Genomic DNA, 17,184 nt, shown 5'->3' with positions numbered 1-17,184 from the left:
GAAAGTAATGCTTACTGCAACCACTCATACGCTCGAAAAACTGGAGAACGTGCTCAAAAGTGCCGGCTACAAAGTGCGGTATGAAAAAGGCAACTTTAAAACCGGTGCCTGTTTACTGCAAAGTAGCCGCATGATTGTGGTGAACAAGTTTTCGAACCTGGAAAGCAAAATACAATCTGTATCCGAACTCATCAGGCAATTGGAGATTGACCCGAAAGTGCTAGACGAAAAACAGCTGACATTTTACCACCAAATTAAACAAACCGAACTGCAGCTGTGATCATTACTTTTTTAGGAACCGGAACATCACAAGGCGTACCTGTTATTGCCTGCGAGTGCGAAGTGTGCACCTCTGCTGATAAGCACGACAAGCGACTGCGCACCTCCTTATTAGTGGAAGCTGAAGGTAAGGTAATTGTTATAGATAGCGGCCCGGATTTTAGGTACCAAATGCTGCGCGCCGGTGTAAAACACCTGGATGCTGTAGTGTTTACCCATGAGCACAAAGATCATACAGCCGGTTTAGATGATATACGCGCGTTTAACTACATACAGCAAACGCCTATGGACGTTTACGCAGTGCCGCGGGTGCAGGAAGCGCTAAAGCGGGAGTTTTCTTACATATTTGCTGAGTATCAGTATCCGGGTATACCCAAACTTAACCTGCATACTATAGGCTTAGATCCTTTCAAGGTAGGCCCCCTTAAGTTTACCCCCATAGAAGTTATGCATTACCGGTTGCCGGTATTGGGTTTCCGCATAGCAGATTTTACTTATATAACTGATGCTAAAACGATAACTGAAAAAGAAACGGAAAAAATTTACGGTAGTAAGACTTTGGTGGTAAACGCACTGCAAAAGGAAGCCCACATATCACATTTTACTTTAGATGAAGCTATTGCTTTTGCACAGAAAATAGGAGCTGAAACTACCTATTTTACGCACATCAGCCATCGACTTGGTAAATATGCCGATGTATCTCGAGAACTGCCCGAGAACATTAAGTTGGCCTATGATGGACTGAAGCTGGAGTTATAGTCTGGATTAGAATTATAAGTTAAAATACGGACAGTAATGTCTGCCTCCTTTGTTCCGCTTTCGCTTGTTTTATAAGGAGTGCTTAATAGGCATTTGCCTTATGAGCGTAAAGCTGTATTAAGCACACTTCAAGATGTAGATACGCTATTTTTTGCAACAACACTTTTAGCCACTAACTGCGTTAATGAATAGCAAAGAATATTGATTTATTTTAATTATGAGCAACGCAGACGTACTCATTATCGGAGCAGGTGCAGCGGGTCTTATGGCGGCCCATACATTAGCCAAAGCTGGTAAAAAGGTAATTGTGTTGGAAGCCCTTAACCGTACCGGCGGACGGATACACACTGTTGACGATACCCTGTTTTTTAAACATGCCGAACTCGGCGCCGAGTTTGTACATGGTGATTTACCTGTTACCCTAAGCTTGCTTAACGAAGCAGGTATTACCTACAGGCCGGCCGGAGGCGAAATGTGGCAGTACCGCGACGGCACCTTTACCAAAGATGCCGGTATGGTTGAGGGCTGGGACCTGCTGATGGAAAAGCTTAATGCCCTGCAGGAGGATATGAGCCTGGATGAATTTCTAAAGCAGTACTTTGCCGATGTTAAATTTGAAGCGTTAAAAGAATCAGTACGCAAATTTGCTGCTGGTTACGACACCAGCGATCCATCACGTGTAAGTACTTTAGCGTTGCGCAATGAGTGGAACAATGAAGACGAGGGCGCTCAACACCGTATTGATGGGGGGTACTGTCATTTGATACAGTATCTTGTTAATTCCATTAAACAAGCAGGCGGCACTTTGCTGCTGAATGCACCGGTTGCGCGTGTGCAATGGCAACTCGGCCAGGCAACGGCTGTAACGGCCAATAAAGAAAGCTTTAACGCTCCGAAAATTATCTTTGCACTGCCTTTAGGTGTTTGGCAGGCACCTGCCGATGCACAGGGCGCTATTACCTTTGAGCCGGCTGTACCCGATCAAATGCAGGCCTTGCGGCGGTTGGGTTTTGGCGCCATTATAAAAATATTACTGCAGTTTGATGAGGCTTTTTGGGAGGATGCCGCCACCGAGGAGTTGGCTGGAAAAAGCCTTGCCGATATGGGCTTTTTATTTTCTGATGAGGCTATCCCAACCTGGTGGACACAAGCTCCTGAACACAGTACTTTGTTAACCGGCTGGCTTGGCGGACCAGCAGCTGCCGAATGGAAAGATAAATCAGACGAAGAAATATTAACAGAATCGCTGCAATCACTGGCACACATCTTTAACCGTAGTCCCGAAGCTTTAAGGGGAAAATTGCAAGCCTGTCATGTGGCTAACTGGACCGCCGAACCCTACATATATGGCTCCTATGCTTATGACACGGTTGATACCATTAACGCATTACAAGTGTTAAATAAGCATGTTGATAATACACTATATTTTGCGGGTGAGTTTATGTACCAGGGCCCGGCAATGGGTACGGTTGAGGCGGCACTTACCAGCGGGAAATATACCGCTGAGCAAGTTTTAAAATACGGCTAGCAACGTTAACTCTTGGCTTAAATTATAAGTTTAAGATGAAAAATTTAATTGTCATGCTATCGTCTGCTACAGGCAACATTCCTTTTACAATAGAAGTTTAAACTCCTAAAGGTTTTGAATTTTTGCAATAGAGACTACATTTGCCTATCTCTATCGTAATAATCCTTTCTGATGTTTAACAGACTATTAATTTGCATCTGTTTATTTATTGTTGCGTTACTCAATACTCATTTAAGTATGGCGCAGCAAAAAGTTACTTTGAGCATGAGGGATGCCGTGCAGCTTGGCGTTGAAAATTATCCGGCTATCAAAGCCAAACAAAATCAGATTAACTCATCTAAAGCATATCTAAAAGAAACCCGGACAGAGTATCTGCCTGATCTAAACTTTTCGGCTCAAAATGCATATGGTACTATTAATGGGCAAAATGGTCCGTTGGTAGGATATCGTGGCCTGGCAGTTTCATCATCCGGCCCTGCCTTAAATCATCAAAACTGGAATGCCGCTTTCGGTGCCCTGTATCTAACTAACGTAAACTGGGATTTTTTTGCTTTTGGCCGTGCTGCCGAGCGTATTAAAGTGCAAAAGCGTGTGGTTGATCGTGACGAGGCCGACTTGGGGCAGCAGCAGTTTCAGCATAAAATAAGGGTAGCAGCCGCCTACCTAAACGTGCTGGCTGCGCAGCGCCTAGTAAAAGTACAACAAGACAACCTGAATCGTACATTAGAAATCCGCCGCGTTATTGTAGCACGTGTGAAAAATGGCCTAAATCCGGGTGTTGATTCATCACTGGCCAATACCGAAGTATCGAATGCTAAAATACAGCTGACTAATGCACAAACCAATGAGCAGGAACAGGTAAATCAACTGTCACAGTATTTGGGATATAACACCCCGCCGCTGGATTTTGTGCTGGACAGTACTTTCCTGGTTAAAAGTCCAAGCGCCCCGGGTAAGCCGTCGCAAATCAATGAGCAAAATCATCCGGTGTTGCAATTTTATAGAAACCGTATTCAGGTGAGCGACGAGCAAGCTCGTTATCAGAAAACATTTGCCTTGCCTACGTTTTCCTTTATTGGTACGTTTCAGGGTCGTGGCTCGGGCTTTACCCTGGCGCCGGCTATCAACACGCCAGTAGCCTACTCTGCCGATTATTTCAGAGGGGTTGAGCCAACCCGCTTTAATTACCTTATCGGTATAGCTACCTCTTGGAATTTTACCAGTTTGTTTCGCACCAAGTACCAGGTACAGTCGCAAAAGTTTATATCCCTGCAGTACCAGGACGAGTACGATCTGGTGGACCAGCAATTGCGCAACCAGCAGGTACTGGCCGAAACCCGCATCAGTAATGCCTTAAAGAATGCACAGGAAGCACCTGTACAAATCAGGTCGGCTAATGAGGCTTATTTGCAAAAGGTAACACTTTACCGAAACGGACTGGCAACCATTACCGATTTTCAGCAGGCACTTTACACTTTGTACAGGGCCGAAACCAACAACTATATCGCTTATAACAATGTGTGGCAAGCTTTACTATTTAAGGCAGCCTCAACCGGCGATTTCGACTTATTCATCAATAATTTTTAAGCTATTTATCGGCTAAAACATATACATGGGACTCATAAAATTTGCACTTCGTAAACCCATAACCATACTGGTTTTAGTAGCCGGCTTGTTTTTCTTTGGGTTAAATGCTATCCGCAGTATTAAAATCGATATTTTTCCGGATCTGAACCTGCCGGTTATATACGTTTCGCATCCTTATGGTGGCTATACACCTACGCAAATGGAATCGTACTTTGGTAAACAGTATGTTAACCTGCTGCTCTATGTATCGGGTGTAAAGAGTATCGAAACGCGTAACATTCAGGGCCTAACACTTATTAAGCTTTCCTTTTATGAGGGCACTAACATGGCGCAGGCTGCTGCCGAGGTATCTGGTTATACCAACCGTGCGCAGGCCATCTTTCCACCAGGCACGCAACCTCCCTTTATTTTGCGTTTTGATGCGTCCACATTGCCAGTTGGCCAACTGGTGTTAACCAGTCCAACCCGGAGTAACAACGAATTGCTCGATCTGGCTAACGTATATGTTCGTTCTTCGTTTACCTCCGTTCCGGGATTGGTATCACCGGCACCATTTGGTGGCAACACCCGCACGGTTGTTATCAAGGTTGATCCTTCGCTGCTGCGCTCACACAACTTAACACCCGATCAGATTGTAACCGCCATTCGGGAGAACAATCTGAATTCGCCTGCCGGTAACGTACGCATAGGCGACCTCAATTATCTTACGCCTGCCAACACCTCCATGAAAAAAGTGGCTGATTTTGGCGATATCCCGCTGTACAAAAACGGCATTCAAACCGTGTTTTTGCATGACGTTGCCACAGTTGAAGACGGTGCAGACATTACCAGCAGCTATGCACTGGTAAACGGCAAGCGTTCGGTGTATCTGCCAATCACCAAATCTGCTGATGCCTCAACCTGGGAAGTGGTGCAGAACCTTAAGAAAGCCATCCCGCGTTTCCAAAGCTTGTTACCCGAGGATGTTAAGCTGTCTTATGTGTTCGACCAATCTACTTATGTAATCAACGCCGTAAAAAGTTTGGCCGAGGAGGGGGCCATCGGCGCTATCCTCACAGGTTTAATGGTATTGCTGTTCCTGGGTGACAGGCGAGGGGCTTTGATCGTAATTTTGACCATACCGGCTTGTATAGTATCGGGTATCCTGTTCTTATCCTTATTCAAGCAAACCATTAACATCATGACGCTGAGTGGCCTCTCGCTGGCTATCGGCATCCTGGTAGATGAATCGACCGTAACCATTGAGAACATACACCAGCACTTTGCCATGGGTAAGCCTAAGGCCCTGGCTATATGGGATGCCTGTAAGGAGATTGCTTTCCCTAAATTATTAATCCTTTTCTGTATCTTGGCTGTATTTGCTCCCGCCTTCACTATGAAGGGCATTCCGGGTGCACTGTTCTTGCCGCTGGCCCTAGCCATTGGCTTTTCCATGATCACCTCATACTTTTTAGCTCAAACCTTTGTACCTATTATGGCCAACTGGCTCATGAAGAATGACCATGAGAAAAAAGATTTTGCCCGTGATGATATACAGGATGAACATGCTGCCAAAGAAGAAGCTGCAAAGCATGCCCTTGAAGATCATGGCAAGGGAGAAACCCGGTTTGACCGTTTCCGTCATCGCTTTATGGGCTGGATGGATAGCATGCTGGCTAAGCGCAAATGGATAGTAAGCATTTATGTATTGGCCGCAACCGGGCTTGCCGTATTGCTATTTGTTAGCATAGGCCGCGATGTTTTGCCTAAAGTTGATTCGGGCACTTTCCAGGTCAGGCTGCGTTCGCCCGATGGTACGCGCTTGGAGCGTACCGAAGCCATGACGGTGCAAGCTTTACAGATTTTACGCAAGATGGTTGGTAAAGAAAATGTTGCTGTAACCTCCGCATTTGTGGGTACGCACCCATCTCAGTTTTCTACCAGTCCAATTTATTTGTTCATGGCTGGTCCGCAGGAGGCGGTTATACAGGCGGCACTGAGCGAGGAATATGATGGTAGTTTGGATGATTTGAAAGAACAATTCAGGCATGAGATTAAGAAGGCCATGCCCAATGTGCGTGTATCTTTTGAACCGATTGATTTAACGGACAAGATACTAAGCCAAGGGTCGCCAACACCGGTTGAGGTGGCTATTACCAGCAAAAACAAAAAGCAGAATGTAGTTTATGCTTATAAAATATTACGTAAGCTTAATCAAATAAAGTACATGCGCGATGTGCAGATTGGTCAGTCATTTAAGTACCCAGCTATTAATATTAATATAGACCGTACACGTGCTGCCCAGTTAGGCGTAGGCGTAAGTGATATATCGCGCTCGCTCATTGCCTCTACCTCATCATCGCGCTTTACCGAAAAGAATGTATGGCTTGATGAAAAAGTGGGCTTAAGCTACAACGTACAGGTACAGGTGCCCGAGTACCAGATGCAAAGCGTTAACGATATTAAGGAGATACCGGTAATGGCTAACCAGCGCCGCCCGGTATTGAGCGACGTAGCCAGTATAAAAATGGATACCACTTACGGCGAAAATGATAACATCGGTGCCATACCTACCTTATCAGTAACGGCTAACCTGCATAAAAAAGATTTGGGCACTGCTATTGATGATGTAAACGAGGTAATTAAATCATTAGGTGAGTTGCCGCGGGGTTTAACCATTGAGCCACGCGGATTAGGCCAAACCCTTGGCGATACCTTGGGAAGCTTGCAAACTGGCTTGCTGGTAGCCATCATTGTTATCTTCCTCATGCTTACAGCCAACTTCCAATCTTTCAAAGTATCATTTGTGGTGCTTTCAACTGTGCCTGCGGTAATATTAGGTTCATTATTGCTGGTGTGGGCTACCGGTGCAACACTCAACCTGCAATCATACATGGGTATGATTATGGCGGTAGGGGTTGCAATATCCAACTCGGTACTATTGATCACTAATGCAGAAGAGCTGCGTATGATTAACGGCGACGCCTTAAAGTCCGCGCGTGAATCGGTAGCTTTACGCTTACGCCCAATCCTAATGACCAGCTTAGCTATGATTGTGGGTATGATACCCATGGCATCGGGCCTGGGTGAGGGGGGAGACCAAACCTCGCCGTTAGGACGCGCGGTTATTGGCGGCTTGCTGTTCTCTACATTTGCATCCTTGCTCATACTGCCGCTGGTGTTTGCCTGGGTACAGGGTAATACCACTACACAATCCGTATCATTAGACCCTGAAGACGAAGAAAGTAAGTTTTTTGTACCGCTGCATCATAGTAAGAATGAGGCGTAAGAGCAAGGAGCGAATAAAGATAATTTGAAGATATTAGGTTAAGATTAGAAATTAAGAGCTACTACATAAAGATGAAAAGTCTGAAAAGCCAGGTTACGGCTGCCATAGCATTAACAAGTTTAGCCGTTGGGTTATGCCTGAGTGCATGCCATTCTAGTAAAAAAGAACAAGCCGCACAGGAGCAAGCACAAAGCGAACAGGATAATATTGAAGTGCCGCCTGTTGAGACCGTTGTGCTGGAAAAAAGCAAGATGGCGTCAACTTTGCAGGTACCCGGCGAACTGACGCCGTACCAGCAGGTAAGCCTGTATGCTAAGATTAACAGCTATGTAAAGCAGTATCTGGTTGATGTAGGTTCGGAGGTGCGCAAGGGGCAGCTTATGATTGTTTTGGAAGCGCCTGAAATTAATTCGCAACTGGCATCTGCGCGTGCCCGCATCAAACAGCAGGAGGCTATTTACCTGGCCAGCAAAGCTACTTATGATAGACTGGCCAATACAGCTAAAACCCCCGGTACAATTGCCCAAAACGATTTAGACCAGGCTGATGCCCGCCGCAAAGCCGATTTAGCTAATGTAGAAGCAGCTAGGGCTACCTACCAGGAGACCAGTTCTAACCTGCAGTACTTGCAAATACGTGCACCTTTTGATGGAGTGGTGAGCGAGCGCAACGCCAGCATGGGGGCGTATGTAGGCCCAGGTGGCCGGGGCTCCGAAACACCGCTTTTTGTAGTGCAGCAGCAGCGAAAGCTACGTTTGGTAGTATCTGTTCCGGAAGTAAACACCGGCGGACTGAGCAACAAGCAAACTGTTACTTTTACCGTACGTGCCCTGCCCGATCAGCAATTTACTGCACGCATTAAACGCCTGGCTGGCTCGCTGGACAGCCGCCTGCGCTCCGAGCGTTTGGAGATGGATGTGGAAAACCCCAAAAAGGTACTGTTGCCGGGCATGTATGCTGAAGTAAACGTGCCGATGAAATCGCATGACAGTACGTTTGTTATCCCTAAATCAGCGCTGGTACAATCTACTGAGAAAGTGTTTGTGGTGCGGGTAAATAGCAACCATAAAGCCGAATGGATAGATGTGCAAAAAGGCTTACAAAGTAAGGATGGCGTTGAGGTTTACAGTAAGGCACTTAAGATTGGCGATAAGCTGGTAAAAACAGCTACAGATGAAATACGCGACGGCCAGCCTGTTAAAGATACACCAGCTAAGAAAGAGCAAACAAAAGAAGATTAACCTTTAAAAGGGTTTAAATGTAAGGAGGCGGCCTCATCAGGTCGCCTTCTTACATTTTTTATGCTTGGATAAGGTGTTTTATAATTTGTCTAACCCATCGGCAAACGCTCTGGCTTCTATAGTACCCACTATATCACCGTTTATATAAATACTGATTGCCGTTTTCTTTTTGCTAAGTTGCAGGCGGCCTTTAATTAAGTGATCGTCTCCGCCGTATATAAAGTCGAGCAGGCGGTTAAGGCCTTCTTTACGGCATATCAACTCTTTGCCTTGTTGTTTGACAATTAAACGCACCCGGCTGGCTTTTTCCTTTTCAGGCTCAACCTTTAGCACATAATCATGAAGTAACCTGAAATCCATTTGCTGTTAATTAATATTAAGCTTGCCCTGCCAGTAAATATAACACGGCCATACGTACGGCCACACCATTTTCAACCTGATCTAATATAATAGATTGTTTACTATCGGCCACATCGCTGGTAATCTCTACGCCGCGGTTAATAGGGCCAGGGTGCATAATAATAATCTCTTTATCCAGGTTATCCAATATCTGCTTGTTCAAGCCAAACAGCATTGTGTATTCGCGTAATGATGGAAAGTACTTAATGTCCTGACGCTCCAGCTGTATGCGCAGCATATTAGCCACGTCACACCAGTTTAAGGCTTTTATAAGGTTGTGTTCAACTTTAACGCCTAAAGAGCTGATGTACTTGGGGATAAGCGTAGTAGGGCCGCAAACCATCACCTCGGCGCCCAGTTGCTTTAAACAAAGTATGTTTGATAAGGCCACGCGTGAGTGCAGCACATCACCCACAATTACTACTTTTTTCCCGGCTACATCACCCAGTTTTTCACGTATGGAGAAAGCATCCAGCAGGGCCTGAGTAGGGTGCTCGTGCGCACCATCGCCTGCGTTCACAATTTGGGCTTTAACGTGTTTAGAAAGGAATATGCCCGCGCCGGCATAAGGATGGCGCATAACTACCATATCCACCTTCATCGCCAGTATATTGTTTACAGTGTCAATTAAGGTTTCACCTTTGCTTACCGATGATGAGGAGGCCGCAAAGTTAAGCGTATCTGCTGATAGCCTACGTTCGGCCAGTTCAAATGATAAGCGGGTACGGGTGGAGTTTTCAAAAAAGATATTGGCAATGGTTACATCCCGTAGTGATGGTACTTTTTTGATTGGGCGGTTAATTACTGTTTTAAAGTTATCGGCCGTTTCGAATATTAATTCAATATCGTTGCGGTTTAAATCTTTTATGCCTAATAAGTGTCGCGTGCTCAGACCCATGTAGATTTCGGATGGCGGATGTTGGGTTTCGGAATTTATTCGCTCCGAAAACCTGATTCCAATTTCAAGTTGATTCTTTTAATTCTCTATTCTATAAATTCTGGTTCAGACAACGTCTGACAACAGTACTACTTTATCTTCACCGTCGGTTTCTTTCCAGCTAACCACTACTTTTTGTGAGGCTATTGAATCCACCTCAATGCCGGTGTAATTGGCTGTAACCGGTAAATGGCGTGAGTACCGACGGTCAACCAGCGTTAGCAGCTCCACTTTTGCGGGGCGGCCAAAAGCCAGTAAGGCGTCCATAGCAGCCCTTATAGTGCGGCCAGTCCATAGCACGTCATCCATCAAAATAACGTTCTTGCCTTCAATAATGAAGTCAATACGGGTTTGATTAGGCACCAGGGGTGTTTCACGTCGACGAAAGTCATCACGGTAAAAAGTAATGTCGAGATCGCCCTGCAGTATAGGTTTATCTAAGATCTTGCGGAGTTCTTCGGCCACACGGCGGGCTAAAAAAATGCCTCGTGGCTGTATGCCAATAATGATAGCGTCTGAAAAGTCGTTATGATTTTCGATCAACTGGCGGCAAAGGCGCTGTATGGTTATTTGAAATTTTTGACCATCAAGCAACGTCAGGTTTTGCATCGTTTCAGTAGGTTTGGGCAAAGGTATAAAAAGTTTTGTACCTGTGTTGAGTTTTGTAAAACCTATACCTATATAAATGCGGTTGCGTTTTAAAAAGCTGCAGAAGAGAAGCGAAACAAGAGCTCAAAAGAATAGATAAGTGCAATCTATGCAATTGCAAACGGGAGTAATTCGGAGTAAAATGCTATGACTGATGATAGCACATCCATCTCTTCAGTCATAGCATGTATAGTTAAATTTAAACGGATTTCGGAACCAGCTTATAATCCCACTCGGGTTTGTAACCTTTTAAGCGGCCTAGTGCTGCCAGTACTTTAAATACGCCCTTTTTTAGAAGAGTTAATTTGCCTGCCGATTTATACACTTCGCTATAATGATCCAGCATAACAGCAAATTGCAGTAAGTTAGGAGAATCATAGTGTTCCTCATACCGGGCGTTAGCCAATGCACATACAGCCTCATAAAGTTGCTCCGTTTGCATAGCCGGTCTTACTTCCGTAATAATTTCCAGCTGTTGTTTCGTGCTGGCATTCCACCACTGATGCGCGTCACCTGGTTTTATAACCAACATTTCACCAGCATCGTAACGTACTTTTTTACCGTTAACAAGCGCCATCATGCTGCCTGATGATACGGTTATAATTTCCGTTTGAGAAGGATGAACGTGAACAAAGCCATTTTTACGGCTGCTTTCAGGGTCGGCGATACATTTGATGCGTACGTATTCACCGTCGGTATCTTTCGCGGTACGCAGAAAAACGAATGTCTTTTTGGTCAGAGGATTTGAAATTTTATCGCCTGTTCTTAACATAAATAGATGTATAAGCTGCCTGTAGCGGCATTAGTTATATGTTTCTCAAACTATTATACGTAAAACCTGATATAAATGATACACTTATTTGCAAACAAAGTAATAAAAAAAGCCCTGTGTGTTGAAACACAGGGCTTTTAAAAGAGAATTTATTTAATGCTTATTTTGAATCCTCGTTGTTGTTACGAGCTTTGTTTTCGGCACCTTCCATTTGCTCTTTCAGTTGAGCTAAAACGCTAAGGTCGCCAAGTGTTGATTTCTCAACAGATTCTTTAACTTTTTTAACCGCGCTATTAGCAGCTTTCGCTTCTTTTTTACGGTTTTCAAAGTCTTGAACTCTGGCTTCAGAGCGGATATCTTCCCAAATGCGTGAGTGAGAAATCACAATACGTTTGTTGTCTTTTCCAAACTCGATGATTTTGAATTCGGCAGTTTCTTCAGCTTTTAAAGATTTACCGTCTTCTTTCACTAAGTGTTTGGTTGGCGCAAAGCCTTCAACACCGTAAGGTAATGCTACAACAGCACCTTTATCAGTTACTTTCAATACTGTACCCTCGTGTACTGAATCAACAGTGAAGATAGTTTCGAAAGTATCCCAAGGGTTTTCTTCCAGTTGTTTGTGACCTAAGCTCAGTTTGCGGTTCTCAATATCCAGTTCTAAAACAACCACGTCTAATTTCTCGCCTACCTTAGTAAACTCGTTAGGGTGATTAACTTTTTTAGACCATGAAAGGTCAGAGATATGGATTAAGCCGTCAATGCCGTCTTCTAATTCAACAAACACACCAAAGTTAGTCATGTTTTTAACGGTGGCTACGTGCTGGGTACCAACAGCGTATTTCTCACCGGCGTTTTGCCATGGATCAGGCGTTAATTGCTTAATACCTAATGACATTTTGCGCTCTTCGCGGTCTAAAGTTAAAACCTGAGCTTCAACTTCGTCACCCACTTTTAGGAATTCCTGAGGGTTACGCAGGTTTTGTGACCATGACATTTCAGATACGTGGATCAAACCTTCAACACCTGGGGTGATTTCAAGGAATGCGCCATAATCAGCCACGGTAACAATTTTACCTTTTACATGTGAACCAATCTGGATCGATTCATCAAGGCTTTGCCAAGGGTGAGGAGTTAATTGTTTTAAGCCCAGAGCAATACGTTTTTTCTCGTCATCAAAGTCCAGAACAACAACGTTGATCTTTTGATCCAATGCCAATACTTCACGCGGATGCTCGATACGGCCCCATGATATATCGGTAATGTGCAGTAAGCCGTCAACGCCACCCAAGTCGATGAATACACCGAAATCGGTAATGTTTTTAACGGTACCTTCCAATACCTGACCTTTTTCAAGGCGTGCAACAATTTCAATTTTTTGGTTTTCTAAATCGTCCTCGATCAGCACTTTGTGCGATACCACTACGTTTTTAAACTCGTGGTTGATCTTAACAACTTTGAACTCCATAGTTTTACCCACATAGATATCGTAATCGCGAATAGGCTTGATATCAATTTGTGAACCTGGTAAAAAGGCTTCAACACCCATGATGTCTACAATCAAACCACCTTTAGTTCTGCTCTTCACAAAACCGGTAATGATTTCATCGTTAGTTAATGCATCATTAATGCGTTCCCATGATTTTTGTGTTTTAGCGCGTTTGCGTGAAAGTACCAACTGACCGTTAGCATCTTCTTGTGATTCAACAAACACGTCAACAGTGTCACCGATTTTCAGATCAGGTGTATCACGGAATTCCGACAATGATACCATACCATCAGACTTAAAACCGATGTTCAATACCACGTCTTTGTTATTGATGTTTACAACAGTACCGGTGATGATTTCGCCCTGGTTAATTGAGTTGAAAGTACCATCGTACATTTGCTCAAATTTTTGACGGTCAGCATCGCTGTAGTTGCCAAATTTTTTATCATCAGCGTCCCAATCAAAGTCGTTGTTGCTTGCTGTGATTTTTGATTTGATTTCATCAATAGAAATTGAATCAGCTTCTGACTCAATGTTTTCTTTTTCCTTTGCAGACGTAACTGTTTCCAGCTCAGCCTGCTTAGACTGTAATTCTTTTTCTGCTTCTTGTTTTTTTGCCATTAAATAAATTGTCTCCTTTTCCCAATTAATTGGGACTGCAAAGGTAAGGATAATATTTTCGTAAATAAAAATAAATTGAAACGAAAATAGAATGTTAAATGCTGATTGTTAAGCGAATGTGATTAGCAAGTGTAAAAATACGGCTATGCAGATGCATAAAGTTTAAAGCTTTTGGGAAATAGTATAAAATAAAACCACCTCCAAAATGGTTTGTAATACTATAGCATTTGCACATTTGCGCCCATGTAAATCAGCACATTTCAAATCATATGTCTGCATTATCTACTACATTTCGGTCTCTCCAATACCACAATTACAGGTTATACTTTATAGGGCAATCTATCTCACTTATTGGCACCTGGATGGAGCGTATTGCCATTAACTGGCTGGTTTACTCAACTACACATTCGGCACTTATGTTAGGGATTGTAAATTTTGCCGGACAAATACCAACGTTATTGCTATCACCCTACGGCGGTACCATATCAGATAGGCACAACCGTTATAAAATATTGCTTACCACCCAAATTGCCGCTATGGTACAAGCCGGTATTATGGCCACGCTGGTAGTGTTGCACATTTATAATATGCCTGCTATAATAGGTTTAAGTATTGCCCTGGGTGTTATCAATGCTTTTGATACCCCTTCGCGGCAATCACTCATGATTAAGCTGATTGAGGATAAGGCCGATCTTCAGAATGCTATTGCGTTAAATTCATCAATGGTTAACCTCGCCCGAATGGTTGGACCAGCTGTTGCGGGTATATTGCTTACTACGGTGGGTACCAGTGTTTGTTTTGTTTTAAACGCGCTGAGCTTTATTGCTGTTATTACTTGCTTGCTGCTGATGAAGTTACCGGTTATGGATGTCAAAAAATCGACCGAAAGTGTATGGCAAGGGCTAAAGCAGGGGTACAATTATTTGCAGCATGCCGAAGATATTAAATTGATGATTTTGTTAATGGCCTGTACCAGCTTTTTAGTAATGCCTTACACCACTTTAATGCCGGTGTTTGCCAAAGATATTTTCCACGGTGATGCCGGCACCTATAGCCTGCTCAATAGCGTATCGGGACTGGGCTCTTTAATTGGAGCTATTTATATGGCTACACTTAAAACAACAGGTAACATTAAGCGCATTGTGGTTTTTGCATGCGCTATGTTTAGCCTTGGCCTGGCCGTATTTGCATGGTGCAGTAATATTTGGCTGGCCTTACTATTTATTATGCCAGCCGGCGCAGGAGCTATGATGCAAATAGCCGCAACCAACACCTTTGTGCAAACTACCGTAAGCGACGAAATGCGCGGGCGTGTTATTAGTTATTATGTAATGGCTTTTATGGGGATGCAACCGCTGGGTAGCTTTTTGGTAGGTTTGGGTGGCCACTATGTAGGTCCGCGTACTATATTGTTTATTGAGGGGGCCGCAGGTTTGGCAACAGCTATAGTTTTTGCCATGTTGTTTAAAAAATCGGCCGACAGGAAACTGGAGCGAGATAAAGACTTGCCGCTGGTTGGCATAGAAGCGCAGTCACAGATCTAATAGAATAAGCCAATGCTGATAAACGACGTATTTTAATAAAAACTCAGCACAACTTAGCTTCAATCTCACTGAAGATCTCTAGAAAATTGCTTTCTAATTTTTTACGATAATCAATAATCACCTCGTTGATGGCTGCTTCCTGTCCGGGCATGAAGGGGTTTGACCATATGCGCATGCAAATGCGTTTAAGTGCGTAAGCCACCTGTTCGGTTCGGGCATAGGTATGCAGGTATTGGTCGTTTTTAAATTTAGTAAAAAAGCGTATAAAAAGGCTTGGATCTTTCATGCCGCTTTTTGTTAAAAACTCTTTGATCACCTCGTCTTCGCATGAGCCCAAGTGCTCATAAAAACCATGTGCAGTAATTTGTTCTGTGGTAAGTAATAAATTGTCTAAAATAAGTTCGATGGCGATATGGCCTAAAAAGAAGGGCTTTACTGGCGAGCCATTCAATGCCGGCAGCAAGGCAAGCTTGAGCTGATGCGAGTGTGTTTTAAAAAAGTTTGCGTTATGAAAATGCCGGTCAACCTCCAGGTGTTTTTCCCATCCATTGAAAATATGATGTGCCGGACCGTCGGTATAGTGATATTCTTGAGGGTGCAGAATGATGCTTTTGTCGGCGTTTTTTAACAAATCCGGCAATACGGTGCCCAATACATGGTAGCAGTTGGTAGTATGGCGGTCAAAGTAATAGTGCGACAAAAAATTCATACAGACGTACTGCAAAATACAGTAAATTTTACGAAAGGCGAAATAATTAAACTATTAGCATACTGTAAACCTTTGATCGTGATTTTAGTCAAAAATTATGAAAGGCATCAAAATACGATTGATGTTGGCAAGCTGCTTACTTGCAGATTGATATTTTAAGCAATAGTGTTTATAAAGGGTTTTGCCTTAGTTAATTTAAATAACGATAATATGGAAAATGCAGTATATCATGACGTGGTTAACCGTCATTTTGAGATTGAAGTAGATGGTCGTGCTGCTTATATCGAATATCAGGAAAACTTAAATACATTCGTTTTAAACTACACTCACATCCCTGAGCAACTGTTAGGTAAAGGTGTTTTAAAGCGACTGGTAGATGCGGTAATTCATTTTATATCAGGAAAGCGCTATCAATTAGTACCAGTTGATATTATGTTTAAAAGCTATCTTCATTATCATCCTGAATGTTTAGTGCCCTTGCGTGTCTCTTAATAATTATGAGTTGTAATTTATATGTGCACGCTTTAATGTTTTGTTAGGATAATCTCAACAAATTATTATCAATGCCGTATACGGTTCGGTGTAATGTGAGTTAGTATAATGGCAGAAGTATTAAAAAGGAATAACGTCAGGGTAATTGGTCAGGGCGAAAAAGTTATCATTTTCGCTCATGGCTTTGGTTGCGATCAAAATGTGTGGCGGCATCTTATTAATGCTTATCAGGACAAGCTTAGGTTAATACTGTTTGATTACGTAGGTGCCGGAGAGTCTGATTTAAACGCCTATGATTCAACAAGGTACAGTACCCTGGATGGCTACGCGCTTGACGTTGTAGAAATATTAGAAGCTTTACAAATTGATGAAGCGATCTTTGTAGGCCATTCTGTGAGCAGTATGGTTGGCGTACGTGCAGCTATAAGTCGTCCGCAGTTATTTACCAAGCTTGTTTTTGTATCGCCATCACCCTGTTATTTTAATGACGGCGATTATATAGGCGGCCTCGAAAAAGAAGATTTGGACGCACTATTTGAAATGATGGAGAGTAATTACTTGGGATGGTCGAGCGCAATGGCTCCTTTAATTATGGGGAATGCAGAACGGCCTGAACTAGGAGACGAACTTACAGCTAATTTTTGTGCCACCGACCCGGATATTGCCAGAGAATTTGCACGCGTAACTTTCCTGTCTGACAATAGGGCCGACTTGGCCAAACTTAATGTTCCAAATCTTACCCTGCAATGCAAGGATGATATATTAGCACCTTTAGAAGTGGGATATTATATGCAAAAGCATGCCCCTCAAAACACCTTGGTGATATTAGAAGCTGCCGGGCATTGCCCACATTTAAGCGCTCCTGAACAAACCATTCAGGCCATACGTGAATTTATTGAGGCATAAACCGACAC

At 43.5% G+C, this 17,184-nt stretch carries 15 protein-coding genes; 9 read left to right on the top strand and 6 right to left on the bottom strand.

The genetic code is table 11. From position 1 onward, the window contains the following. Positions 1-7 precede the first annotated feature (7 nt). The 6 genes from ABDD95_RS15395 to ABDD95_RS15370 all read left to right on the top strand — a co-directional run bounded on the left by ABDD95_RS15395 (position 8) and on the right by ABDD95_RS15370 (position 8,662). Positions 8-280 (top strand): hypothetical protein, encoded by a 273-nt coding sequence (locus ABDD95_RS15395; RefSeq protein WP_345948228.1) that lies wholly within the window; start codon positions 8-10, stop codon positions 278-280. Then, positions 277-1,038, top strand: a complete 762-nt coding sequence (locus ABDD95_RS15390) for an MBL fold metallo-hydrolase (protein WP_345948227.1) — start codon at positions 277-279, stop codon at positions 1,036-1,038. The genes ABDD95_RS15395 and ABDD95_RS15390 overlap by 4 nt, the downstream gene beginning before the upstream one ends. A gap of 217 nt (positions 1,039-1,255) precedes the next feature. Continuing rightward, positions 1,256-2,566: an NAD(P)/FAD-dependent oxidoreductase gene (locus tag ABDD95_RS15385; RefSeq protein WP_345948226.1), complete on the top strand. Its 1,311-nt coding sequence runs from the start codon at positions 1,256-1,258 to the stop codon at positions 2,564-2,566. Positions 2,567-2,803: 237 nt separating this feature from the next. Beyond that, complete coding sequence (locus ABDD95_RS15380) at positions 2,804-4,153, top strand: TolC family protein (protein WP_345948225.1); 1,350 nt, start codon at positions 2,804-2,806, stop codon at positions 4,151-4,153. A gap of 25 nt (positions 4,154-4,178) precedes the next feature. Continuing rightward, positions 4,179-7,421 carry an efflux RND transporter permease subunit gene (locus tag ABDD95_RS15375; RefSeq protein WP_345948224.1) on the top strand — a complete coding sequence of 1,081 codons (3,243 nt, stop codon included), beginning with the start codon at positions 4,179-4,181 and terminating at the stop codon, positions 7,419-7,421. Between the two features lie 71 nt (positions 7,422-7,492). Next, on the top strand, positions 7,493-8,662 hold the full coding sequence (locus tag ABDD95_RS15370; protein WP_345948223.1) for an efflux RND transporter periplasmic adaptor subunit: 1,170 nt from the start codon (positions 7,493-7,495) through the stop codon (positions 8,660-8,662). Positions 8,663-8,740: 78 nt separating this feature from the next. Here the strand turns inward: ABDD95_RS15370 and ABDD95_RS15365 are convergent, their stop codons facing one another. The 5 genes from ABDD95_RS15365 to rpsA form a co-directional block, all read right to left on the bottom strand. Next, positions 8,741-9,022, bottom strand: coding sequence for a hypothetical protein (locus tag ABDD95_RS15365; RefSeq protein WP_345948222.1), 282 nt, complete (start codon positions 9,020-9,022; stop codon positions 8,741-8,743). 16 nt (positions 9,023-9,038) lie between these two features. Then, complete coding sequence (locus ABDD95_RS15360) at positions 9,039-9,959, bottom strand: aspartate carbamoyltransferase catalytic subunit (RefSeq protein WP_345948221.1); 921 nt, start codon at positions 9,957-9,959, stop codon at positions 9,039-9,041. 105 nt (positions 9,960-10,064) lie between these two features. After that, on the bottom strand, positions 10,065-10,607 hold the full coding sequence (pyrR, locus tag ABDD95_RS15355; RefSeq protein WP_345952111.1) for a bifunctional pyr operon transcriptional regulator/uracil phosphoribosyltransferase PyrR: 543 nt from the start codon (positions 10,605-10,607) through the stop codon (positions 10,065-10,067). A 238-nt stretch (positions 10,608-10,845) separates the two neighbouring features. Beyond that, a complete protein-coding gene (locus ABDD95_RS15350) occupies positions 10,846-11,418 on the bottom strand; it encodes a cupin domain-containing protein (protein WP_345948220.1) in 573 nt (190 codons plus the stop codon). 160 nt (positions 11,419-11,578) lie between these two features. After that, positions 11,579-13,525 carry a 30S ribosomal protein S1 gene (gene rpsA / locus ABDD95_RS15345; protein WP_345948219.1) on the bottom strand — a complete coding sequence of 649 codons (1,947 nt, stop codon included), beginning with the start codon at positions 13,523-13,525 and terminating at the stop codon, positions 11,579-11,581. A 269-nt stretch (positions 13,526-13,794) separates the two neighbouring features. Here rpsA and ABDD95_RS15340 point away from each other — a divergent pair, with 269 nt between their 5' ends. Next, the gene (locus ABDD95_RS15340; RefSeq protein ID WP_345948218.1) at positions 13,795-15,069 is read left to right on the top strand and encodes an MFS transporter; all 1,275 of its coding nucleotides are present in this window, start codon (positions 13,795-13,797) and stop codon (positions 15,067-15,069) included. A gap of 43 nt (positions 15,070-15,112) precedes the next feature. On the opposite strand, the gene ABDD95_RS15335 is transcribed toward ABDD95_RS15340, so the two are convergent. Then, positions 15,113-15,778, bottom strand: a complete 666-nt coding sequence (locus ABDD95_RS15335; RefSeq protein ID WP_345948217.1) for a hypothetical protein — start codon at positions 15,776-15,778, stop codon at positions 15,113-15,115. Positions 15,779-15,988: 210 nt separating this feature from the next. Between ABDD95_RS15335 and ABDD95_RS15330 the strand changes: the two genes are divergently transcribed. Both ABDD95_RS15330 and ABDD95_RS15325 read left to right on the top strand, forming a co-directional pair. Next, a complete protein-coding gene (locus ABDD95_RS15330) occupies positions 15,989-16,270 on the top strand; it encodes an N-acetyltransferase (protein ID WP_345948216.1) in 282 nt (93 codons plus the stop codon). A 108-nt stretch (positions 16,271-16,378) separates the two neighbouring features. Next, positions 16,379-17,176, top strand: coding sequence for an alpha/beta hydrolase (locus tag ABDD95_RS15325; protein WP_345948215.1), 798 nt, complete (start codon positions 16,379-16,381; stop codon positions 17,174-17,176). Positions 17,177-17,184: the final 8 nt, after the last annotated feature.

It is taken from the genome of Mucilaginibacter sp. PAMB04274 (genome assembly GCF_039634385.2).
In the GTDB taxonomy this organism is placed as follows: domain Bacteria; phylum Bacteroidota; class Bacteroidia; order Sphingobacteriales; family Sphingobacteriaceae; genus Mucilaginibacter.
This window is presented reverse-complemented; position numbering and strand designations above follow the sequence as displayed.

Excerpts from the sequence above, each read along its gene's own strand:
- ABDD95_RS15395 (WP_345948228.1), top strand. The coding sequence starts at position 8 with ATGCTTACTGCAACCACTCATACGCTCGAAAAACTGGAGAACGTGCTC.
- ABDD95_RS15385 (WP_345948226.1), top strand. The coding sequence starts at position 1,256 with ATGAGCAACGCAGACGTACTCATTATCGGAGCAGGTGCAGCGGGTCTT.
- ABDD95_RS15380 (WP_345948225.1), top strand. The coding sequence starts at position 2,804 with ATGGCGCAGCAAAAAGTTACTTTGAGCATGAGGGATGCCGTGCAGCTT.
- ABDD95_RS15375 (WP_345948224.1), top strand. The coding sequence starts at position 4,179 with ATGGGACTCATAAAATTTGCACTTCGTAAACCCATAACCATACTGGTT.
- ABDD95_RS15370 (WP_345948223.1), top strand. The coding sequence starts at position 7,493 with ATGAAAAGTCTGAAAAGCCAGGTTACGGCTGCCATAGCATTAACAAGT.
- ABDD95_RS15365 (WP_345948222.1), bottom strand. The coding sequence starts at position 9,022 with ATGGATTTCAGGTTACTTCATGATTATGTGCTAAAGGTTGAGCCTGAA.
- ABDD95_RS15360 (WP_345948221.1), bottom strand. The coding sequence starts at position 9,959 with ATGGGTCTGAGCACGCGACACTTATTAGGCATAAAAGATTTAAACCGC.
- pyrR (WP_345952111.1), bottom strand. The coding sequence starts at position 10,607 with ATGCAAAACCTGACGTTGCTTGATGGTCAAAAATTTCAAATAACCATA.
- ABDD95_RS15350 (WP_345948220.1), bottom strand. The coding sequence starts at position 11,418 with ATGTTAAGAACAGGCGATAAAATTTCAAATCCTCTGACCAAAAAGACA.
- rpsA (WP_345948219.1), bottom strand. The coding sequence starts at position 13,525 with ATGGCAAAAAAACAAGAAGCAGAAAAAGAATTACAGTCTAAGCAGGCT.
- ABDD95_RS15340 (WP_345948218.1), top strand. The coding sequence starts at position 13,795 with ATGTCTGCATTATCTACTACATTTCGGTCTCTCCAATACCACAATTAC.
- ABDD95_RS15335 (WP_345948217.1), bottom strand. The coding sequence starts at position 15,778 with ATGAATTTTTTGTCGCACTATTACTTTGACCGCCATACTACCAACTGC.
- ABDD95_RS15330 (WP_345948216.1), top strand. The coding sequence starts at position 15,989 with ATGGAAAATGCAGTATATCATGACGTGGTTAACCGTCATTTTGAGATT.
- ABDD95_RS15325 (WP_345948215.1), top strand. The coding sequence starts at position 16,379 with ATGGCAGAAGTATTAAAAAGGAATAACGTCAGGGTAATTGGTCAGGGC.